The sequence below is a fragment of the Paractinoplanes rishiriensis genome, from assembly GCF_016862375.1.
GTDB lineage: Bacteria > Actinomycetota > Actinomycetes > Mycobacteriales > Micromonosporaceae > Actinoplanes > Actinoplanes rishiriensis.
In genome coordinates this window covers 52,223-71,980 of sequence record NZ_BOMV01000097.1, presented here as the reverse complement: position 1 = coordinate 71,980, position 19,758 = coordinate 52,223, and the positions used below count along the sequence as shown (strand labels likewise).

The 19,758-nt window shown below is 72.3% G+C and carries 12 protein-coding genes; 5 read left to right on the top strand and 7 right to left on the bottom strand.

The annotated features are described in order from the left end of the window. Positions 1-2: 2 nt before the first annotated feature. The 4 genes from Ari01nite_RS42580 to Ari01nite_RS42565 all read left to right on the top strand — a co-directional run bounded on the left by Ari01nite_RS42580 (position 3) and on the right by Ari01nite_RS42565 (position 9,410). On the top strand, positions 3-914 hold the full coding sequence (locus Ari01nite_RS42580; RefSeq protein WP_203789499.1) for a substrate-binding domain-containing protein: 912 nt from the start codon (positions 3-5) through the stop codon (positions 912-914). 73 nt (positions 915-987) lie between these two features. Next, positions 988-3,354, top strand: a complete 2,367-nt coding sequence (locus tag Ari01nite_RS42575) for a sigma-70 family RNA polymerase sigma factor (RefSeq protein WP_203789497.1) — start codon at positions 988-990, stop codon at positions 3,352-3,354. Positions 3,355-3,415: 61 nt separating this feature from the next. Beyond that, positions 3,416-8,677, top strand: coding sequence for a diguanylate cyclase (locus Ari01nite_RS42570; RefSeq protein WP_203789495.1), 5,262 nt, complete (start codon positions 3,416-3,418; stop codon positions 8,675-8,677). Positions 8,678-8,735: 58 nt separating this feature from the next. Then, the gene (locus tag Ari01nite_RS42565; protein WP_203789494.1) at positions 8,736-9,410 is read left to right on the top strand and encodes a hemerythrin domain-containing protein; all 675 of its coding nucleotides are present in this window, start codon (positions 8,736-8,738) and stop codon (positions 9,408-9,410) included. A 26-nt stretch (positions 9,411-9,436) separates the two neighbouring features. On the opposite strand, the gene Ari01nite_RS42560 is transcribed toward Ari01nite_RS42565, so the two are convergent. The 3 genes from Ari01nite_RS42560 to Ari01nite_RS42550 all read right to left on the bottom strand — a co-directional run bounded on the left by Ari01nite_RS42560 (position 9,437) and on the right by Ari01nite_RS42550 (position 14,361). Next, positions 9,437-12,811, bottom strand: a complete 3,375-nt coding sequence (locus Ari01nite_RS42560; RefSeq protein WP_203789492.1) for an ATP-binding protein — start codon at positions 12,809-12,811, stop codon at positions 9,437-9,439. Positions 12,812-12,856: 45 nt separating this feature from the next. Continuing rightward, a complete protein-coding gene (locus Ari01nite_RS42555) occupies positions 12,857-13,516 on the bottom strand; it encodes a hypothetical protein (protein ID WP_203789490.1) in 660 nt (219 codons plus the stop codon). Positions 13,517-13,641: 125 nt separating this feature from the next. Further along, on the bottom strand, positions 13,642-14,361 hold the full coding sequence (locus tag Ari01nite_RS42550) for a pectate lyase (protein ID WP_239163492.1): 720 nt from the start codon (positions 14,359-14,361) through the stop codon (positions 13,642-13,644). 231 nt (positions 14,362-14,592) lie between these two features. Here Ari01nite_RS42550 and Ari01nite_RS42545 point away from each other — a divergent pair, with 231 nt between their 5' ends. After that, positions 14,593-16,170: an MFS transporter gene (locus Ari01nite_RS42545; RefSeq protein ID WP_203789486.1), complete on the top strand. Its 1,578-nt coding sequence runs from the start codon at positions 14,593-14,595 to the stop codon at positions 16,168-16,170. 23 nt (positions 16,171-16,193) lie between these two features. Here Ari01nite_RS42545 and Ari01nite_RS42540 read toward each other — a convergent pair whose 3' ends face one another. The 4 genes from Ari01nite_RS42540 to Ari01nite_RS42525 all read right to left on the bottom strand — a co-directional run bounded on the left by Ari01nite_RS42540 (position 16,194) and on the right by Ari01nite_RS42525 (position 19,756). Then, positions 16,194-16,790, bottom strand: a complete 597-nt coding sequence (locus Ari01nite_RS42540) for a hypothetical protein (RefSeq protein WP_203789484.1) — start codon at positions 16,788-16,790, stop codon at positions 16,194-16,196. Positions 16,791-16,858: 68 nt separating this feature from the next. Further along, on the bottom strand, positions 16,859-17,887 hold the full coding sequence (locus tag Ari01nite_RS42535) for a glycoside hydrolase family 5 protein (protein WP_239163491.1): 1,029 nt from the start codon (positions 17,885-17,887) through the stop codon (positions 16,859-16,861). A gap of 145 nt (positions 17,888-18,032) precedes the next feature. Continuing rightward, on the bottom strand, positions 18,033-18,860 hold the full coding sequence (locus Ari01nite_RS42530) for a carbohydrate ABC transporter permease (protein ID WP_203789482.1): 828 nt from the start codon (positions 18,858-18,860) through the stop codon (positions 18,033-18,035). Next, the gene (locus Ari01nite_RS42525) at positions 18,857-19,756 is read right to left on the bottom strand and encodes a carbohydrate ABC transporter permease (RefSeq protein ID WP_203789480.1); all 900 of its coding nucleotides are present in this window, start codon (positions 19,754-19,756) and stop codon (positions 18,857-18,859) included. Before Ari01nite_RS42525 ends, Ari01nite_RS42530 begins: the two co-directional genes overlap by 4 nt. Positions 19,757-19,758: the final 2 nt, after the last annotated feature.

Sequence of the window (19,758 nt, the reverse complement as noted above, 5' to 3'; positions counted from 1 at the left end):
TCGTGAACAGGCAGAACAGCAGGTGGCGCCCCTGGACCGTGGGCGCGACGACCCGCAACCGGACGCTGGCGGTGCACCGCCGGGAGCCCGTTCCGGTGGCCGGCCGCACGAGTGTCATCGGTCTGATCGTCCAGCACACGACCGCGTACGAGACATCCCGGCTGGTGCAGGCCATCGGCGAGGCCGCGGCGGTTGCCGAAATATCCATCGTCGTCCGAAGAGTCCACCACGGTGGCCCGCCGGCCGAGTTGCACCAGACGGCCGAGCAGTTCGTGCAGTCCGGCGTGGCCGGTCTGGTGCTGGCCTCGGTCGGCGCCGAGGCCGGTGCCGACCGGATCGTCCCGCCGCACCTGCCGGTGGTGACCGTCGACGGCGCCGACGGGTGGCGGTGGCCGGACGTGTCGATCGACCAGTTCACCGGCGGCCTGCTGGCCACCCGACACCTGCTCGGATACGACCACCGCACGGTCTGGCACGTGGCCGGGCCGGAACGTGCCCCGGCCACCCGGACCCGCGAGGCGGGCTGGCGGGCGGCGCTCGCCGAGGCCGGCCTGACGCCGCGGATGGTGCGCACCGACGGCACCGCGGCCTCGGCGTACGAGTGCGGCCTGCGGCTGGCGCGGGTGGCGCGGTGCACCGCGATCTTCGCCGCCAACGACTACGTGGCGCTCGGCGTCATGCGCGGGATGCGGGAGGGCGGCCGCCGGATCCCCGAGGACGTCAGCCTGGTCGGTTACGACGACGTGCCCGAGGCGGCCTACCTGCAACCGCCGCTGACCACCGTCGGGCACAGCTTCGCGCACATCGGCACCGAGGTGCTCCGGCTGCTGGTGGACCGGTCCCGCGGTGGCGTGCGCTGCTCCGAGCGGGTGTCGATCCGGCCCACGATCATGTCCCGCTGCAGCGTCGCCTGAGTGCCGATCCGGGTGTTAGCGTTCATGCCCTCGGTGGTCAGCGCGGAGGCTGACGTCGGGAGGGAGCAAGCCCATGTCTGGCGCTGGCGTCACACCGGTGGCGGACCGTGTGGTGGCCGCTCAGCGGGGTGACCGCGAGGCGCTCGCGTCGCTGATCGAGGACCACCTCGACATGCTGTACAACGTCGCCGGCCGCGCGCTGAACGGGCACGCCGACGTCGACGACGTGGTGCAGGAGACCTGCCTGCGGGTCGTGGAAAGCCTGCCGGACATCCGCGAGCCGGCCCGGTTCTCCGGCTGGATCCTGGCCATCGTGCGTCGCCAGATCGTCGAGGGCGCCCGGCGCCGGCGCACCAGCACCGAACGGCACAGCTCGCTGGAACTGGCCACCGAACTGCCCGACCCGGGCGCCGACTTCGCCGACGCCACCGTGCTGCGGCTGCGGCTCTCCGGGCAGCGCCGCCAGGTCGTCGAGGCGGTGCGCTGGCTCGACCCGGACGACCGGTTCCTGCTCTCGCTGTGGTGGCTCGAGGTGGCCGACCACATCACCCGCACCGACCTGGCCACCGCCCTCGGCGTCCCGCCCGGGCACGCCGCGGTCCGGATCAAGCGCATGCGCGACCAACTCGACCTGGCCCGCAGCATCGTCGGCGCGCTGGACGCCCAGCCGCGCTGCCCCGAACTGGCCGCCCAGGTCTACATCTGGGACGGCCGCCCCAGCCCGGTCTGGCGCAAGCGGCTGGCCCGGCACGTACGCGACTGCGCCGCCTGCGAGACCCACAAACGCCGGCTCGTTCCGCCGGACGCGCTGCTCGCCGGCATCGCCATGCTGCCGCTGCCGCCGTCGCTCGCCGCGATCTCGTTCTCCGCCCTGGTCGCCGCGCCGGTCGCCGGTGCGGCTGCCGGCGCGGCCGGCCTCAGCATCGCGGGCTGGCTGCCGGCGCTCGGCATCTCCAAGTTCGCCGCGGCGGCCGGAGCCGTGGCCGTGGCCGTCGGCGGTGGCGTGACCATCGCCGTCCAGGATTCCGGCACCGGCTCCGGCCGTCCCGCCGCCGTCGCACCCGCCACCACGCCGCCGGCCCCCGCCCCGGAACAGACCGCGGAGCGCGGCGGCGCGGTGCCGGCGCCCGGCACGCCGCCGGCCGCGTTCGCGGCGAGTGGCGGGTACGCCTTCGCCTACTTCACCGAGACCCCGAACCAGAGCGGCGCCAGCTACGGCCTGCACCTGGCGGTCAGTTCCGACGGGCTGAACTGGCGACCGCTCAACCAGAACAGCCCGGTGGTGATGCCCACCGCCGGGGACCGCGGCCTGCGCGACCCGTTCATCCTGCGCAAACAGGACGGCACGTTCGTCGTCCTGGCCGCCGACCTGAAGGGCACCGACTTCCGCCGGACCAGCCAATACCTGCACGTCTGGGATTCGAAGGACCTGCGCAGCTTCACCGGGTACCGGCGGATCCGGATGCACGACCGGGACACCCACACCTGGGCGCCGACCGCGTTCTGGGTGGCGTCGCGCCAGGAGTACGCGATCGTCTACTCCGCGAACGACGGCAAGGACGTCCTGCTGGCGAACTACACCAAGGACTTCCGCAGCGTGTCGGCCGCCGAGGTCTACTTCAGCCCGGAGTTCGGCGTGCTCGACGCCGACATCGTGGCGGACAACTCGGCGTATTACATGTACTACAAGAACGTGGACGACGGCCTGCTCTACGGCGCCCGGTCCACCACCGGCGCCCCGAACAGCTGGACCACGTACACCGCCGGGCTGCGGCAGGGCACCGCCATCGCCGGGCCGATGGTGGTCAAGAACCGCGGCGGTGGCGGCTGGCGGTTGTGGGGCGACTCGTTCGGCCCGGTCAACAACGACTTCTACGCCTGGTCCACCTCGGACATCACGGCCGGCCGGTGGACGCTGCTCAGCCAGCGGGAGTTCACCCCGCCGCTGAACGGCAAGCAGGGCTCCATCGTGGAGATCAGCCCGGCCGAGCTGGACGGCCTGGTGTCGGCGTGGGGCCTGCCGGAGTCGGTGCGCCTCAAGTCGTACAACTTCCCGGACCGGTACGTGCGGCACGCCGCCAACGTCGGCCGGATCGACGCGTTCCCCTTCGACCCCCACCAGGACCAGCTGTGGCGCCTCGTGCCCGGCCTGGCCGACCCGGCCGGCGTGTCCTTCGAGTCGATCAACTTCCCCGGCCGCTACCTGCGGCACCGCGACTTCGCGATCCGGCTGGACGCCGACGACCGCAGCCCGACCTTCCGCGCGGACGCCACCTTCTACCGGACGCCCGGCCTGGCCGACCCCGCATGGTCCTCGTTCCGGTCCTACAATGCGCCGGACCGTTACCTCCGACACTCGAAATTTCTGCTGCGCATCGATCCGATCAGCGCCGGTTCCCGTGCCACCGACCGGCAGGACGCCACCTTCCGCATCTCATAGATGGCATCACCCGAGGACCGAGGCGTACCGTCCGTGTAGCTCGTCGTGAATGGAAGGATGCGTGACCGCGATCTTTGGGACGGCATCGGGATCGCTCGCCGAGCTCGAGGTGATCTCGGAACTCGGGCGCGGAGCCGACACGGTCGTCTACCGGGTCCGCCGCCGCGGCGCCGAGTACGCGCTCAAGGTGCTGACCGCCACCGACGAGCGGGCCCTGGTCGCGGTGCGCCGGGAGGCCGCGCTGATCGGCTCGGTCGGGCATCCCCTGCTCCCACGGATCTTCGAGGTCGGCCAGACCGCCGGCGGGCCCTACCTGATCCTGGAATACATCGACGGCCTGCCGCTGGCACAGACCCTGCGTCACGGGCCGCTGGACGAGCCCACCTCGGTCCGGCTGGCCATCGACGTGGTGGAGCCGCTCGCCGCCGTGCACCGGGCCGGCCTGGTGCACCGCGACGTCAAGCCGGACAACGTGATCGTGGAGCCGGCGGGCACCGGCCGGCTGATCGACTTCGGACTGGCCGCCCGGGACGGCGCGCACGACGACCGGGTGGCCGGCACGTTGCTCTACAGCGCGCCCGAGCAGACCGGCATGCTCAACCGCCCGGTCGACGGCCGCACCGACCTGTACTCGCTGGGCGTGCTGCTGTACGAGTGCGTCACCGGCCAGGTGCCGTATTACTCGCAGGACGCCGGCGAGCTGATCCGGCTGCACGCCACCGCCCCGGTCCCGGACGCGCGAGCCCGGTGCCCGGAGCTCACCGGCACGATGGCCGCGATCATCGCGACGCTGATGGCCAAGGACCCCGACGACCGCTACCAGAGCGGCGAGAGCCTGCTCAACGACCTGCGCCGGCTGGCCGCCCAGCCGGGCACGACGTTCCCGGTGGCGTCCGGCCGGCGCGCGCCCCAGCGGGTCGACAGCCAGCGCCTGGTCGGCCGCGACCAGGAGGTGATCACCCTGGCCCACCGCTGGCTGCGGGCCCGGGACGGCGAGGGTGGCACGGTCGTCGTCGAGGGCCCGGGCGGTGCCGGCAAGACCCGGCTGGTCCGGGAACTGACCAACGCGGTCGCCTCGGACGGCGACCTCACCCTGTACGGCAAATGCGTCCCGGATGACCCGGTGCCGCTGGCGCCCCTGCGCGGCGCGGTCGAGCGGCACCTGCGCACCGTGGAACGGCTGCCGCCACCGGACCGCGACCGGGCCGTCGACCAGTTGCGGCGGGCCGCCGGGCGCGGCGGTCCGCTGTTGCGGGCGCTGTCGCCGCTGCTCGCCGACCTCGTGCAGGCCCCCGCGATCGGCGAGCTGAACCGGCACGAGCAGTTCGTCAACGCGGTCGCCGCGTTCCTGGCCGGCCTGGCCGACGAGTTCCAGGGCGCCGTACTGCACGTCGACGACGTGCAGTGGCTCGACGAACCGACCCGGCGGGTGCTCCAGCGGGTGAGCGACCTGCTGCCGGACACCCCGCTGCTGGTCATCGCGACCTGCCGGGACGACGACGGCAACATTGCCGGGCTGGAGCGGTTCCGCGCCGACATGGACGCCACCCTGGACACCCGCGTCCCGTTGGGTCCGCTCGACCAGGACGCGGTGCGGCAGCTCGTCGCCGAGCACCTGGGCGCCGTCCGGCTGCCCGCCGGGCACGTCGAGGAACTGGCCGCGCGGGCCGGCGGCAACCCGTTCACCATCGGCGAGTACGTCCGCGCCGTGCTCGACGCCGGCCTGGTCACGCCCTCCTGGGACGGCTGGCGGCTGGACCTGCCCGGCCTGGACCGCCTGGAGCTGTCCGGCGACGCGGTCGACCTGGTGCTCCAGCGCATCGACGGCCTCGGCGCGGACAGCCACCGGCTGCTGGCGGCCGGTGCCGCGGGCGGGCGCTGGTTCCCGGCCGAACTGGCGGCGGCGGTCTGCGCCATCGACCCGCGGCGGGCCCGGGTCCTGCTCGCCGAGGCCGAGTCGCGCCGGCTGGTGACCGCGTCCGGGAGCGACGGTTACCGGTTCCTGCACGACCGGATCCGGGAGGCGTTGCTCGTCGGCCTGGACGACGCCGCGCTGCGCGAGCTGCACCAGAGCATCGCCGAGGTGCTGGACGCGGCCGCACCCGGCGATCCGCGCTACACCTACGCGACCGCCCGGCATTACGCGCTCGGCGAGACCGCGAAGCGGCCCAACCGGGTTTACTTCAGCGGATTCGCCGCCGGCCAGCTGGCCCTGGCCGAGCACGCGCCGGCCGAGGCCCGCGAGTTCCTCAAGGTCGCCGCGCAGGCGGCCGCGGGCGCCGGCGTCACGCCGCCACCGGACTTCTTCCTGGCCCTGGGCATGAGCTGCGCGCGATCCGGCCGGTTCGGCGAGGCCCACCACCACCTCGGCCTGGCCCTGCGCGCCGAACCCGACCCGCTGGGCCGGGCCGAGATCCTCGCGCAGGTGGCGCAGGTGCACAACAGCGCGTGGAACCCGGACAAGGCCTTCGAGGCGGTCTGCCGCGGTCTCGCCGAGCTCGGTTCGCCGCTGCCCCGCGGCCGGCTCGGGCTCACCCTCACCACGCTCTGGTCGTTGCTGCTCGGCCTCGTCATCGGCCGCACCCGGATCGGTTTCGGCACGGCCCGCGGGCAGGTACGGGAGCGATACCGGCTGCAGGCCGTGCTGTGCGACATCGCCACCTTCGCGCTGTCCATGCGGATGCGCCGCGGCATGCGGGCGGTGATGAGCCTGCGCGCCCTGCACCCGATCAACCGCCTCGGCCCGGGTCGCGAGTATGCCCAGCACATGGCCGGGCTCGGGGTGATCGCCGACGTGGCCGGGCGGCGCCGGCTGGCGACCAGCCTCTACGACCGGGCCGCCGCGGTGGCCGCCGACATCGGCGATCCCGGCCTGGTCGGCTACGTGGAGTGGAAGCGCGGCGCGGGCAGCCACCTGAGCGGCCACGACGACGAGAGTCAGACCTGGAGCCGGGCGCTCACCGAGCACGAACGGTGGCTCGAGCTGGGCGACTACCTCACCGGCGTGTCCACCGTGGCCATGCAGTTCTTCAAGCGCGGCTGCACCGGCGAGGCGGTGTCCTGGCACCGGCGCGGGCGGGCTCGCCTGGGGCCGGGCGCCGAGGCGGAGGGCGCCGCGATCGGGGCGGTGGGCGCGGTCATCGCCGCTCAGCGGGGGCGGCCCGAGCAGGCCGAGGCCGAGATCGAGTCGCTGCGCCGCTTCCTGCGGGCAAACCCCGACAATCCCATGCAGATCATTAACCTGTACGGGGCCCAGATCGTCGCCCTGGTCGAGCGGGGCCGGCTGGGCGAGGAGTTCGAGCAGCTCGCCGCCGAGTTCGCGGCGCTCGGGCTCAGCCCCAAGGCGATGGTGCCCGAGCAGCGGCTGTTCTACGTCTACGAGGCGCTGGGCCGGCTCGCCCGGTGCCGCACCGGCGCGAGCCGGGAGGCCGCCGAGACCGCGGTCGCCGACCTGGCCAAGATGGCCGACACCAAGCCGTTGCGGGCCTTCCACCTGGTGGCCCGCGCCGACCTCGAGACGCTCGCCGGCCGCCCGGCCGAGGCGTTGCGCACGGTGTCCGGCGTCGAGGCGGAACTGGTGCCGCTGGACGCGCCGCTGATCGCGTACGAGTCGGCGCGGGTGCGGGCCCGCGCGCTGATCGAGCTCGGTCAGCCGGCCGCAGCCACCCAGCAGGCGAAACTCGCCCAGATGATCGCCGTCGAGCAGCAGTGGCCGCAGCGGGCCCGCTGGGTCTCCGACGAGTTCCGGGTGAGCGAGCACGGCGCGGCACCGGCCGGTGCGGCCCCCACCGGCGCGGCCCCGGTCACCCCCGCGACACCGGGCACCGACCCCGGCCGTTACCAGCGCCGGCTCGAGGCGTTGCAGCAGGTCAGCCTCGCGTCCGCCACGGTGCTCGACCCGAGCGCGCTGGCCCGGGTGGCCCTCGACGAGACCCTGCGCATCCTGGGCGCCGAACGGGCGTACCTCTTCCGGCTCGACCACGACCTGCACGAACTGGTGCCGCACGTGGGCCGCGACGCCCGCGGCAACGACATCCTCGAGCTCACCGGTTACAGCACCACCCTGGTCGAACGGGTCCGGCAGTCCGGCGAGCCGCTGGTGGTGACCGGCAGCGAGGAGGGCGTGGCGCTCGGCGCGCAGAGCGTGCAGGTCCACGGCCTGCGCAGCATCATCATCGCGCCGCTGCGCTTCAACGGCCAGCTCCGCGGCGTCGTCTACCTCGACAGCCGGATCGCCAAGGGTGTGTTCACCGGCGACGACGTCGACATCCTGAAGGCGATCACCAACCACGTCGCGGTGTCACTGGAGACCGCCCGTGCCGCGCAGCTGGAGGTCGCGGTGCAGGCCGCCCGGCGGCAGCGCGACGTCGCGGAGGCCCTGCGCGCCGCGATGGCCGACCAGAGCTCGTCGCTCGACCCGGACGAGGTGATGCGCCGGCTGCTCGCCAGCCTGACCCGCACGCTGGGCGGCGACACGGCCGTGCTGCTGACCCGGGACCGGCACGACGGGCTGGAGGTGGCCGCCGCGCACGGTGCCGCCGCGACGGTCGGCGCCCAGCTGCCGGCCGTGCCGCCGGACCTGTTCGATCTGACCGGCCCGCGGGCCCGCACCGTGTTCCCCGGCGACCGGCCGCCGGTCGGCGGGCTGCTCGGCGCGCCCCGCTGCTGGTGGGCGATCCAGGTCGAGCAGCGCGGCGCGCCGTCCGGTTTCCTGCTGGTCGGCGCGACCGGCGAGGGCGCGATGACCGAGGCACAGATCCAGATCGCCGCGGCGATCGGCGCGCAGGGCATGACGGCGTACGAGAATGCCTTGCTCTTCAGCCAGGTCCGGACGATGGCCACCATGGACGGGCTCACCGGCCTCTACAACCGCAACCACTTCTTCGCCGAGGCCGAGCAGCGGCTGGACGGCGCCCGCCGGCAGGGGCGCCCGCTCGCGGCGATCATGATGGACATCGACCACTTCAAGAGCATCAATGACACGTACGGGCATCCGGTCGGCGACGAGGTGATCCGGGCGGTGGCCCAGCGGCTGCGGGAGACCCTCGGCGACGGCGACGTCCTGGGCCGGTACGGCGGCGAGGAGTTCGCCGTGGTCACCGCGCAGTCCGCGATCCCGGCCGCGGACCTGGCCGGACGGCTGCACCTGGCGGTGTCCAGTCGGCCGGTGCCCACGGACGCCGGCCTGCTGCCGGTCACCATCAGCGTCGGGCTGGCCGGGCTCGACGAGGCCGGCCACGACCTGCGGCAGCTGATGGCGCGCGCGGACGCCGCGCTGTACGAGGCCAAACAGACCGGCCGCGACCGCGTCTGCGTCGCGTAGTAGGAGCCTGCAAGCCGATTGCAAGGCCGTCGCAGGTGCCCGGGCCGACCGTGGTCGCATGAGCACACACCAGTCCGCCGAAGTGATCGACACCAGTGATATGCCGGCGGTGCACACGTTCTTCCGGCGCGAGTTCCGCCTCGCCGGCGGCGTCGTCCGCGCGGTCCGGCCCGGTGACGTAGGCCGCGCCCGCACGGTCGCCGCCCACCTCGACTACCTCGGCCGGAGCCTGCACCACCACCACACCGCCGAGGACGAGCTGGCCTGGCCGCTGCTGCTGGCGCGGGTGCCCGGCGAACTCGCCCCCATGGTGCGGCTGATGGAGTCGCAGCACGAGCGGGTCGATGCCCTGCTGACCGAGATCGCCGGCCTCCGCCCGCGCTGGGCCGGCGCGGCGTCGGCCGGCGACCGGGACCGGATCGCCGGCCTGCTGGACACCCTCTACGCCAACCTCGCGGAGCACCTCGACGCCGAGGAGGAACGCCTGCTGCCGATCGCGGCCCGGACCCTGACCGGCGACGAGTGGGCGGCGATCGGCCGGCACGCCCGGAGCCGGACCCGGCGGTCGGAGGAGCTGCTGACGCTCGGCATGATCCAGCACGACGCCGACCCGGCCGTGCTGGCCCGCATGCTGTCCACGGCACCGGCACCGCTGCGCCGGCTCCTGCCGTGGCTGGCCCGGCGCGCCTTCCGCCGCTACGCACTGCGCATCCACGGCACCGCGCGCCCCTGACCGCCGGCGGCCTTGGCCGCCGGCGGTCAGCCGGCGGGTGGCGCCAGCCGGGCGATGGCCTCGTCGGTCCGCGCGAGCCAGAGCGTCAGGCCGAGTTCCTCGTGGGTGCGGCGGGCGCGGCCGAGGTGGTCGCGGGCGGCCACCGGGTCGCCGTCCGCCGCGGCCAGTTCGCCCAGCACGAGTTCGACGCTGCCGAGGACGGAGACCGGCAACGTCCCGGCGAGGCGCCCGGCGTACGGCGTCAGCTGCGCCCGCAGGTCGGCCACCGCCGCGCGGTCGCCGAGCGCCATCCAGGTGTACGCCCGGAAGACGGTGAACCCGACCCACAGGTAGCCCCACGGCAACGGCGGCTGTTCCGGCCAGGCGCCGAGGACCCGGCGGGCCTCGTCCAGGCGACCGTCCTGCACCAGCGCCAGCGCGTGCAACTCACGGAACGGCGGGAAGGCCTCGGCGGCCCCGCGCAGGGCCGGCGTCAGTTCGGGCAGCCGCCCCTGCAGCAGGCGCAGCGTCGCCAGCTGGCACAGCCCGATCCCGGCTCCGGCCATCGCCAGCGTGCCCTGGAACGTCTCCATCTCGGCGATCGCGGCCTCGGCACCGTCGAGGTCGCCGTCGAGCTGCCGCCAGGTCGCCAGGCACCAGCCGGAGACCAGCAGATTCTCGGGGAGCTGGTGCTGCCGGGCCAGGCCGTCGGCGCGGAGCAGATCGGCGTGGGCGTCGGCAAGCCGGCCCAGTTCGGCGCGGTCGACGGCCCGGGTGCTGAGGACGCCGGCCAGGCCCGAGACGTCGCCCAGCACCACCGCCAGGCCGACCAGCTCGTCGAGGATCGGCGCCCGGTGATGGAGCAGGTCGGGCCGCAGCAGCGCCTGGACCGCGAGGCGCAACACCCGGAACCGGACGGCGTCGTGCGCGCCGGACCGGCGTACCGCCTGCACCGCCTCGTCGGCCAGCGTCGTGGTCCGGGCGGCCGAGCCCGGCCGGTAGAGCAGTTCCACCGCGAGGCCCACCTGCAGCAGCGCCCGGGTCTCCGCCCGTTCCGCGGGCAGCCGCGCCAGCACCTCCTCCCAGAGTGCCGCGGCGTCGTCGTCCCAGTCACCGGCGTTGCGCCAGCCCCAGACGCCGGACGTGATGGTCAGCAACGCGTCCGCCGCCGCCGGCACGTCGTCGCGGCCGAGCGCCTGCGCGGCGGCCCGCGCGACCGCCGGCCACGCCTCGATCGGCCGGCCCAGCCGGATCAGCGCCGCCGCCTGGCCGAGCAGCACCTCCTCCCGTTCGGCCGGGGTGGCGACCGGGTCGAGGTGCTGGAGCTTTTCGGCCTCGGTGAGCAGCCGGAGCGCCTCGTCGTGTGCGGACCGGGCGGCCGCGGCCCGGCCCGCCCGCCGGGCGAAGACCCAGGCCGACCTGGCGTGCACCGGGCCGGCCAGCCGGTAGTGCTCGGCGAGTTCGGCGACGTGCGAGGCGAGCGCGCCGGCGTGCCGATGTTCCAGGGCGATCGCGACCTCGGCGTGCGCCCGGGCCCGGCGCGGAGCCGGCAGCCCGTCGTAGACCGCGTCCCGGACCAGCGCGTGGCTGAACCGGCACCGGCCCGGCTCCAGCTCGTCGATCAGGCCCAGCATCAGCGCCGACTCCATGGCCTCCGCCACCTGCTCGCGACCGGCGCCGGCGGCACGCTCCACGACGAGCAGGTCGAACGACCGGCCGGCCACGGCGGCGGTCCCGATGACCAGCGCCGAGGTCTCCGGCAGCTGGGCGAGTCTCTGGCGGACCACGTCCCGTACGCCGCCGGGTACCGCTCGCCAGGCGCCGGCGTCGAGGGCGGTGAGGGCTCCGTCGCGCACCAGGAGCCGGACCAGCTCGGTCACATAGAAGGGGTTGCCGTCGGTGCGCGCGGCGAGTTCCGCGGCGACCTCGGCCGGCACCCGCATCTCGGCGTACTCCTCGACCCAGGCGGCGATGGCCGCCGCGTCCAGGCCGGTCAGCTCCAGCCGCAGCGGATCGGTGCGGGCCAGCGCGGCCAGCGCGTCGACCACCGCCGCCCCGATCTCGGCGGGTGCCGACCGCAGGGCCACGACCAGCACCACGGGCAGGGCGGCGACCTGGGCACCGACCCGGCGCAGCAGGCGCAGGCTCTCGGCGTCGGCCCAGTGGATGTCGTCCAGGACGAGCAGCGCCGGCGGGCCGTCGCGCAGCGCGGCGGTGAGCGCGGCCGCCTGCCGGAAACTGGCGGCCGCGGCGTCGACCACGTCGCCGCCCGGTGCCGGGTCGAGGAGGCCGGGCCGCTCGGCAAGCTGCTCGGCCGCCTGGGTCCAGCCCCACAGAGCGGGGCACGCCTCCGCCTCCCAGCCACCGCGGCCGCAGCGCACGCCCATCGCCTCGGCCCGGGCGATCAGCGCCTCGGTGAACCGGGTCTTGCCGATGCCGGCCTCACCCGTGACGATCACGGTCCGTCCCCGGCCGCCGAGCGCGTCGCGCAGCACCCGCTCGGCGGCGGCGAGCGCGTCCTCCCGGCCGAACAGCCGGCGTCGCACAGCCGGCGGCGGCGCCACCAGTGGCTGCCCAACCAATGGCTGCCCAACCAGTGGCTGCCCAACCAATGGCTGCCCAACCAGTGACGGCGGCCCGGCCGGATCCGGGGCCGCGGTGACGCCGTCCAGGCTGGGATCCTGGCGCAGTACCAGTTCCTCGAGCCGCCGCAGCTCCGGGCCCGGGTCGACGCCGAGTTCCTCGGCGAGATGCTCGCGGACCCGGCGCAGCGCGGCCAGCGCGTCACCCTGGCGGGCGGACCGGTACAGGGCCCGGGCCAGCAGGGCCCACAGCTGCTCGCGCAACGGGTGCAGGCGCACCAACTGCTCCAGTTCGGGGACGGCCTCGGCCTGGCGGCCCTGGCCGATCCGCAGGTCCCAGAGTTGTTCGACGGCGGTCATCCGGAGCTCGTCGAGCCGGGTGGCCTCCGCCTCCAGCGCCGGTCCGCCGACCCCCGAGTACGCCGCGCCCCGCCAGAGGGACAGCGCCTCGGTCAGCAGGTGCTCGGCCTCGGCGGGTTCGCCGCTCAGGTGAGTGCCGGCCGCCTGGACCAGCCGGGCGAACCGGCGGGCGTCGACCTCGTCCGCGGTCACGGTCAGCGAGTAGCCGCCCGGATGCGTCCGCAGCCGCTCGGCCGGACGCCCGGCCGGGCGCTCGGGATCGAGAGCGCGCCGCAGCCGGGCGACGTAGGACTGGAGCGAGGCCTCCACCCGGGCCGGCGGGTCCTCGCCCCAGATCTGGTGGATCAGGTGTTCCACCGGTACGGCTCGCCCGTCGGCGGCGACGAGCAGAGCGAGCAGCGTGCGCGGCTTGGGGCCGCCGAGATCGGCGACCCGCTCGCCGACGACCACCTCGAGGTCGCCGAGCACCTGGACACGCATGGCGGTGATCCTAAGGGCCCGGACGGCCGGCCCCGGCGCATTGACTCAGACGGCGGCCGGTTGCCGCTCGGCCGGTACCGCGGCCGGGCGCGGCGCGCCGGCCAGGCCGGTGACCAGGGACCACACCGCGATCAGCACGGCGGATCCGGCGAACATCGGGGTCAGCTCGGTGTTGGGCAGTGCCAGCACCAGCGGTACGGACAGCGCGTGCATCAGCCCGCCGGCCACCCCGGGCAGCCCGGCGAACCGGCGCGGGCCGCGCCAGGCGACGAGCTGGCGGCTCGCCAGGTAGGCGACCGCGAGGCCGGAGACCGGGTAGAGCAGGACGCTGAGCCCCACGTGGGTGAACGCGACCGGTGCCGCCCCGCCGTGGTGCAGTGCGTGGCTGTCCACCGCGGCGGCCAGGTGGAAGATCGTCTCGACCACGTACAGGGACACCGCCAGCGCCGCGATGCCGAGCGCCCGGTGGATCGCCGGCCAGGCCTTGCGCCGGTACGCCGCCACCAGTCCGACGGCGAGCAGAGCGGTGCTGAGCACGACGAAGAGGTGTGCCGGAATCCAGTCCGGGTGCGCGGTCATGATCGCGAGTTCCTCGCGCAGCGGGTGCTTGGCGTCGGCCTCGGGGTGCATCGGGCCGCCGATCAGCATCAGGATCCCGGAGGTGACGAGGGCGAGCCGCCAGCCATGGGTGCGGAACAGGTTCACGGGAGGTTCCTTCCGGTTCGGTGTGGTGCCTCACCGTGCTGCCCGTCGCCTGCACTTCGCTTGACAAACGCTGGCATCGCAACGGGGCCAGGCCGCTACTGCGGCCTGGCCCCGGGGTCTGCTCGTCAGGAGACGATGCAGTTCCGTCCGTTCGCACCCTCGCCGATCTTCGTCGGCTCGTCACCGCTGTTGTTGCCGTTGAACAGGTGACAGGTGTCGATGCTGCCGATGTTGAGGCCGGACAGCCGCGCCACGTCGCCGTAGTTCACGTTGACGCCGGCGATCACGTCGCCGCCGGTCGCGGTGAGGTTCTGGATGTTCACCGTCCGGGCGGCCTGCGTGGAGCAGTTGCCGCAGGAGCGGTAGAACTTGCCGAAGTCGTTGACCCTGAAGTTGCGGATGGTCACCGACCCGCCGGCACCGCGGTTGTCCTGGAACACCTTGTCCGACGCCTTGGCCGCGCTGCCGCCGTCGACCACGACGGTCGCGTTGGTGCCGCGGAAGGTGGCGGCGTCCTCGCCGACGTCCTGCCAGGTGACGTTGCGCAGAGTGCAGCTGCCCGAGCAGTGGATGCCGTCGGCGGCCGGGGAGCCCAGCACGACGTTGCTCAGGGTCGCGCCGTTGGCCAGCTTGAACAGCGGGTCCTGGCCCTCGTCCTGGCCACCGGAGCCGAGGTCACCGGCGCCGATGTAGCGGTTTCCGCTGCCGTCGAAGTTGCCGGACACGTTGATCGTCGCGGTGACCTGGATGTCCGCGTCGGCGGACGCCGCGCTCACCAGCGAGACCGAGCCGGCCATCGCAACGGCCAGCACTGCTGCCCCGATGAGCAAGCGTGGTTTTCTCATAATTCTGGACCTTTCCTCGAGTACCCACCCTCTTCCGGTCAAGGTGGGGCGCACGGGGAACATATGCCCGCAATGCCCTGCGGGGAAATACATAGACGCCTGTGAATCACTTAGGGGAACTTTAATCGGTGCTTTTTCCAAGGCAAAGATTGCTGCAACACCCCGTTCACAAGCGCAAATACTCTGTACGGGATGATGCCCGCGGGCCGGGCGACCCGGTGACTTGTATTCATGGCTCAGCAGGCAGGCAGCGGGCGCGAGGGACGGCTGGCCGTCCTCCTCGCGATGGCGATGTTCGTCCTGGTCGTGGACACGTCGCTGATGAACGTCTCGATCGCCGCGGTGGTCCGCGATCTCGGCACCACCACGAGCGGCGTCCAGTCGGCGATCGCTCTGGAGGCGCTGGTGTCCGCCGCGTTCATCCTGATCGGCGGCAAGGTCGGCGACCTCATCGGGCGTAAGCGCGCCTACGTCCTCGGCCTGCTCGGCTACGCGGTCGGCGCGCTGGCGATGACGTTCGCGCAGAGCCTGACCACGCTCATCATCTTCTGGGCCCTGATCGGCGGCATCGGCGCATCGCTGCTGCTGCCGGCCATGCAGTCGCTCATCCACGGCAACTTCCAGGGAGCGGCCCAACGCAAGGTCTACGCCCTGGTCGGTGCCGCGGCCGCGATCGCCGCCGCGGTCGGACCGCTGCTCGGCGGCTTCATCACCACGTACCTGTCCTGGCGGGTGGGTTTTGCCTTGGAGGTCGTGATCATCGCCGGCGTGCTGTCCGGCATCGGCCTGGTCCGCAATGTGCCCTACACCGGGCCGCGCACCATCGACGCCGTCGGCTCGATCCTCTCGGTGATCGGCATGGGCGGCATCGTGCTCGGCATCCTGGTCTGGCAGGAGGGCGGCGAGGCGGTCCTCGCGCTCCTGCTGCTCGGTGCGGCAGCGCTGGCCGGCTTGGCTTTCTGGCTGGTACGACGCAAGCGCGCGGGCCGGTCGCACCTGCTGGACCCGGTGCTGTTCCGGTCCGCGATGTTCCGGGTCGGCATCTCCCAGCAGTTGCTGCAGCAGATCGCCCTGGGCGGCCTGATGATCGCGCTGCCGATCTATCTCCAGATGGTGCTGGAATACAGCGCGATGCTGGCCGGCCTCTCCCTCGCCCCGCTGTCACTGAGCATGTTCGCGGTGGCCCTGCTGGCCAGTAAGAAGGCCGGAAAGCGGCGCCCGGCGAGCATCGTAAGTACCGGTTTCCTGCTCGTCACCATCGGCGTCGCGATCCTGATCCCGATCGTGCCCCGGGCCGAGTTCGGCTGGGGCCTGCTGATTCCGCTGGCGATCGCGGGCTCCGGGCTGGGCCTGCTGGTGTCCCAGCTCAACGACTACACGCTCGCGCCGATCTCGGAGGAACGGGTGAGCGAGGCCGCCGCCGTCAACTCCGCGGGCGGCTCGTTCGGGCTGTCGTTCGGCCTGGCGTTCGCCGGCGCGGTCATGCTGGCGACGCTGGCCTTCTCGTTCACCACCCAGGCCGAGGCGAGCGACGTCCTCTCCCCCGCCGAACAGACCCGGGTGGCGCAGGTGCTGGCGGAGAACGCCGAGGTGATGACCAACACCCACCTGGAGGAATACCTCACCGAGCAGACCCCGGCGGTGCGCGCCGAGATCCTCCGCATCAACACCGAGGCCCGGCCGGTGTCACTGCAGATCGCCCTGCTCATCCCGCTGCTGGCCGCGCTGCTGGGTCTGCTGAACTCGGTCCGGATGAGACGCCTGCCCGATCCCGCCCCGGCCAACACGGACGGGGTCGTCCTGGGCTGAGATCCCGGATCACCCGGCGTCCGCTAAGCCGAGCACTGCGGTGCGGCGTACCTTCCGCGCTGGACCGCGGTGGTCAGCTCCTTGCCGCCCAGGCTGATCGAGCAGGTCACCGGCCCGGCGCCGCCGCTCTTGCGCTGGGCGATCAGCACCAGCGGGTGCTTCTCGCCGGTGAGCCGGAAGGTGTGCCGCCACGGCAGCGACACCTCGCCCTTGCGGATGTGGTCGGAGTCCTGGTCGGTGTACTCCACGCTGGCCACCTCGCCCTTGCGGTTCGAGGTCACCAGGTAGACCACCAGGTCGCCGGAGAGCGGCGCGGTGCTCGCCCGCGGCGCCGGGCCGGCGGAGGCGGCGGTCACCGACGGGCGCGTGGTGGGCAGGGCCCGGCCGGCCGGGTCATCGTCGTCGTCGAACGGGTTCAGCAGGACGCCGCCGGCGCAGGCGAGCAGCGCGACCGCGGCCGCGACCGGCCACCAGAAGCCCCGCGCGCGCCGCGGGGGTGCCTCGCCGGGGTAGGTGTCGTCGGGAACGGGTTCGAAGGATGAGGTGGGCGCCGACTCCAGCCAGGGATCGGCGGGCGGCATGGCTCGGCGGTCGTCGTTGCCGCCGTCTCGATTCGTCACGCCGTCCACAGTAGGAGCCGGCACCAACCGCCGGCACCGGGCACGTGGCCCGGCGCCGGGGGTGGGGGCTAGAGGCCCCAGCCGTACCGGATGCGGTCGCGGCCGGAGGCGTTGCGGACGGTCAGGTTGAGGTTGGTGCCGCTGCCGCTGAGACCGAACATCGAGTAGTGGTCGTAGCCGAGGCTGCCGGTGGGCTTGCCGCCGAGCGCGGGCCAGTAGGTGCCGCCCATCTGGTTGTCCCGCATGACCTGGGTGACTGCCCGGATGTGCCGGACGAAGTTGTCGGTGCTGCTCGCGTTGGCGTAGTTGAGGCCGGTGGACATCGGCGCGCCGTACTCGGTCACGATCGCGCGGGAGGCGCAGTTGCCGAGGCGGGTCTGTACGTGGCTGCGGAACGCGTCGTACGTCATCGCGCTGTAGAAGAACGCGTAGTGGTGGAAGGACAGCAGCGTCCCGCTGAAGCGGCTGTCGTTGCAGATGTCCCGCAGGTCCTGGCTGTAGCCGGTGCCGCCGATCAGCGTCCGGCTGGGCACCGCCGAGTAGTGGTAGCTCATCCAGTTCGCCGCGACGTTGCGCCAGTCCGCCGAGCTGTAGCCGTGCGGCTCGTTCATCGGCTCGAAGTAGACGTTGGTGTTGGAGCCGTACAGGTAGGTCACCCGGGACCACATGGTGTTCCAGGCGGCGAGGTTGGTGATCCGGCCACCGGAGGCGGCGCCGTCCTCCCAGTAGGCCAGGATGACCTTGAAGCCGCGGGCGGTGGCGGCGTCGATGGCGCCCCGGTAGTTCTCCCACCACGCGGTACCGACGGTGTGCGTGTTGATCGGCAGCCGGACCGTGTTGACCCCGATCGCGGCCATGTCGTCGTACAGGGCATTGGCCTTGGCCCGGACGGTCGCGTTGCTGTCGGACTGGCTCAGGCCGTGCAGGACGAGCGGGCCGGTGCTGAAGTTGTCACCCAGCACAGCCCAGTTCATGCCCCGGAACTGATTGGTGGCGGCACTGGCCGGCGACGCACCGCTGACGGCGGCGATCGGAACCAGCGTGATCGCGGCCAGGGCACCGACCACGCGCCCCCATGCCTGTCGAGTCTTGTTCATGGTTTCGTCTCGTCCTTCCTCACGTGACCCCGTTCACACCTCAGCAACACTTTGGTAATCCCCGGCGAACGGTCGCGCGATCTTCCGAACCAACTCGGCCAGAAAGAGACACAGACGAACATGCCTCGCCCGGCGGTTGAGCGGCTCAGTTCTTGATGCCGGTGAGGGTGACTCCCTCGATGAAGTAGCGCTGGAGAAAGAAGAAGAGCGCGATGATCGGGACGATGACCGCCGCGGACGCCGCCATCAGATAGCCCCACTGGGTGATGTAGATGCTCTGGAACGAGGCCAGGCCGATGGACAGCGTGTATTTCTCCTCGTCGGTGAGGTACAGCAGCGGACCGAGGAAGTCGTTCCACGTACCGATGAAGGTGAAAACGGTGACCACCACGATGGCCGGTTTGGACAGCGGCATGACGATCATCCAGAACACCCGGAACGGCGAGGCGCCCTCGATGTAGGCGGCCTCGTCCAGTTCGAACGGAATGGTCAGGAAGAACTGCCGAAGCAGGAAGACGTTGAACACGCCGCCGCCCGCTCCGGCGAACCAACTGGGCACGGTCAGCGGCGCTATGGTGTTGAGCAGGCCGAGTTCCTGCCACATCACAAAGGTCGGGATCAGCGTCACCGCGTACGGCAGCATCACACTGCTGAGCAGCAGGGCGAAGACCACGTTGCGACCGCGCCAGCGCAGCCGGGAGAAGCTGAACGCGGCGATCGAACAGGTCAGCACCGTGCCGATGACGCTGATCACGGCGATCACCACGGTATTGACGAAATAGCGGCCGAACGGTTGCGCGGTCAGCGCCTCGGTGAAGTTCGACCACTGGAACGGGTCGGGAATCCACTGCGGCGGCGCGATGAACATCTGGGCGTCCTGCATGAACGCGCTGCGCACCAGCCAGACGAACGGCAGCAGGGTCGGAATCGCACCGGCCACCAGTGCCAGGTACAGCAGGAATCGGCCCCTCATCGAGCATTCGCCATTTCGTAGTAGACCCAACGCCGCGCATTACGGAACATCACGAACGTGACCAACATGATGATCATGAAAAGCACCCAGGCGAGCGCGCTCGCGTACCCCATCTCGCTTTCCCCGAACGCCTTGCGGAACAGGTAGTAGACGTAGAACAGCGTGGCGTTGTTGGGGCCGCCCTCGGTCATCACGTAGGCCTGGTTGAACACCTGGAACGTGCCGATGATGCCGACCACGAGGTTGTAGAAGATGGTGGGCGTCATCATCGGCAGGGTCACGTGGCGAAACCGGTGCCACGGCCCGCCCCCGTCCACCGACACCGCCTCGTACAGGTGCTGCGGCATGCCCTGGAGCCCGGCCAGAAAGATCACCATGGTGTTGCCGAACGCCCAGGTGCTCATGATGATCAGTGAGGGCACCGCCATGGACTCGTCGTAGATCCACATGCCGCCCGGCAGCCCGCCCTGCCGCAGCATCGAGTTGAGCAGGCCGAAGTCCGGGTTGAAGATCCAGATCCAGAGCACGACGTTGGCGATCGCGGGCACCAGCGTCGGCAGGTAGAAGATCGTCCGCCAGACCGGCAGCCCGCGCACCCGCTGGTTGAGCAGCATCGCGACGCCGAACGCCACGATCAGCGAGAGCGGCACCGCACCGAGCGTGTAGTACGTGGTGGCGCTCAGGGACTTCCAGAACAGCTCGTCCTCGGCCATCGCCGTGTAGTTCTCCAGCCCGACGAACGAGGGCGAACCACCGACCTGCCAATCCGTGAGACTGAAGACGAGCGAGGCGACCATCGGCCCGGCGGTGAAGATGACGAAGCCGAGAATCGCCGGCACGGCCATGAACACGCCCCAGCGCCGTTCCATGCGCCGCTGGCCCGAGAGCCCCGCCATCG

What these genes read in the sequence shown, in the direction of transcription:
- Ari01nite_RS42530 (WP_203789482.1), bottom strand. Translation starts at nt 18,860, where the DNA reads ATGAGGGGCCGATTCCTGCTGTACCTGGCACTGGTGGCCGGTGCGATT.
- Ari01nite_RS42565 (WP_203789494.1), top strand. Translation starts at nt 8,736, where the DNA reads ATGAGCACACACCAGTCCGCCGAAGTGATCGACACCAGTGATATGCCG.
- Ari01nite_RS42550 (WP_239163492.1), bottom strand. Translation starts at nt 14,361, where the DNA reads ATGAGAAAACCACGCTTGCTCATCGGGGCAGCAGTGCTGGCCGTTGCG.
- Ari01nite_RS42575 (WP_203789497.1), top strand. Translation starts at nt 988, where the DNA reads ATGTCTGGCGCTGGCGTCACACCGGTGGCGGACCGTGTGGTGGCCGCT.
- Ari01nite_RS42535 (WP_239163491.1), bottom strand. Translation starts at nt 17,887, where the DNA reads ATGAACAAGACTCGACAGGCATGGGGGCGCGTGGTCGGTGCCCTGGCC.
- Ari01nite_RS42525 (WP_203789480.1), bottom strand. Translation starts at nt 19,756, where the DNA reads ATGGCGGGGCTCTCGGGCCAGCGGCGCATGGAACGGCGCTGGGGCGTG.
- Ari01nite_RS42560 (WP_203789492.1), bottom strand. Translation starts at nt 12,811, where the DNA reads ATGCGTGTCCAGGTGCTCGGCGACCTCGAGGTGGTCGTCGGCGAGCGG.
- Ari01nite_RS42545 (WP_203789486.1), top strand. Translation starts at nt 14,593, where the DNA reads ATGGCTCAGCAGGCAGGCAGCGGGCGCGAGGGACGGCTGGCCGTCCTC.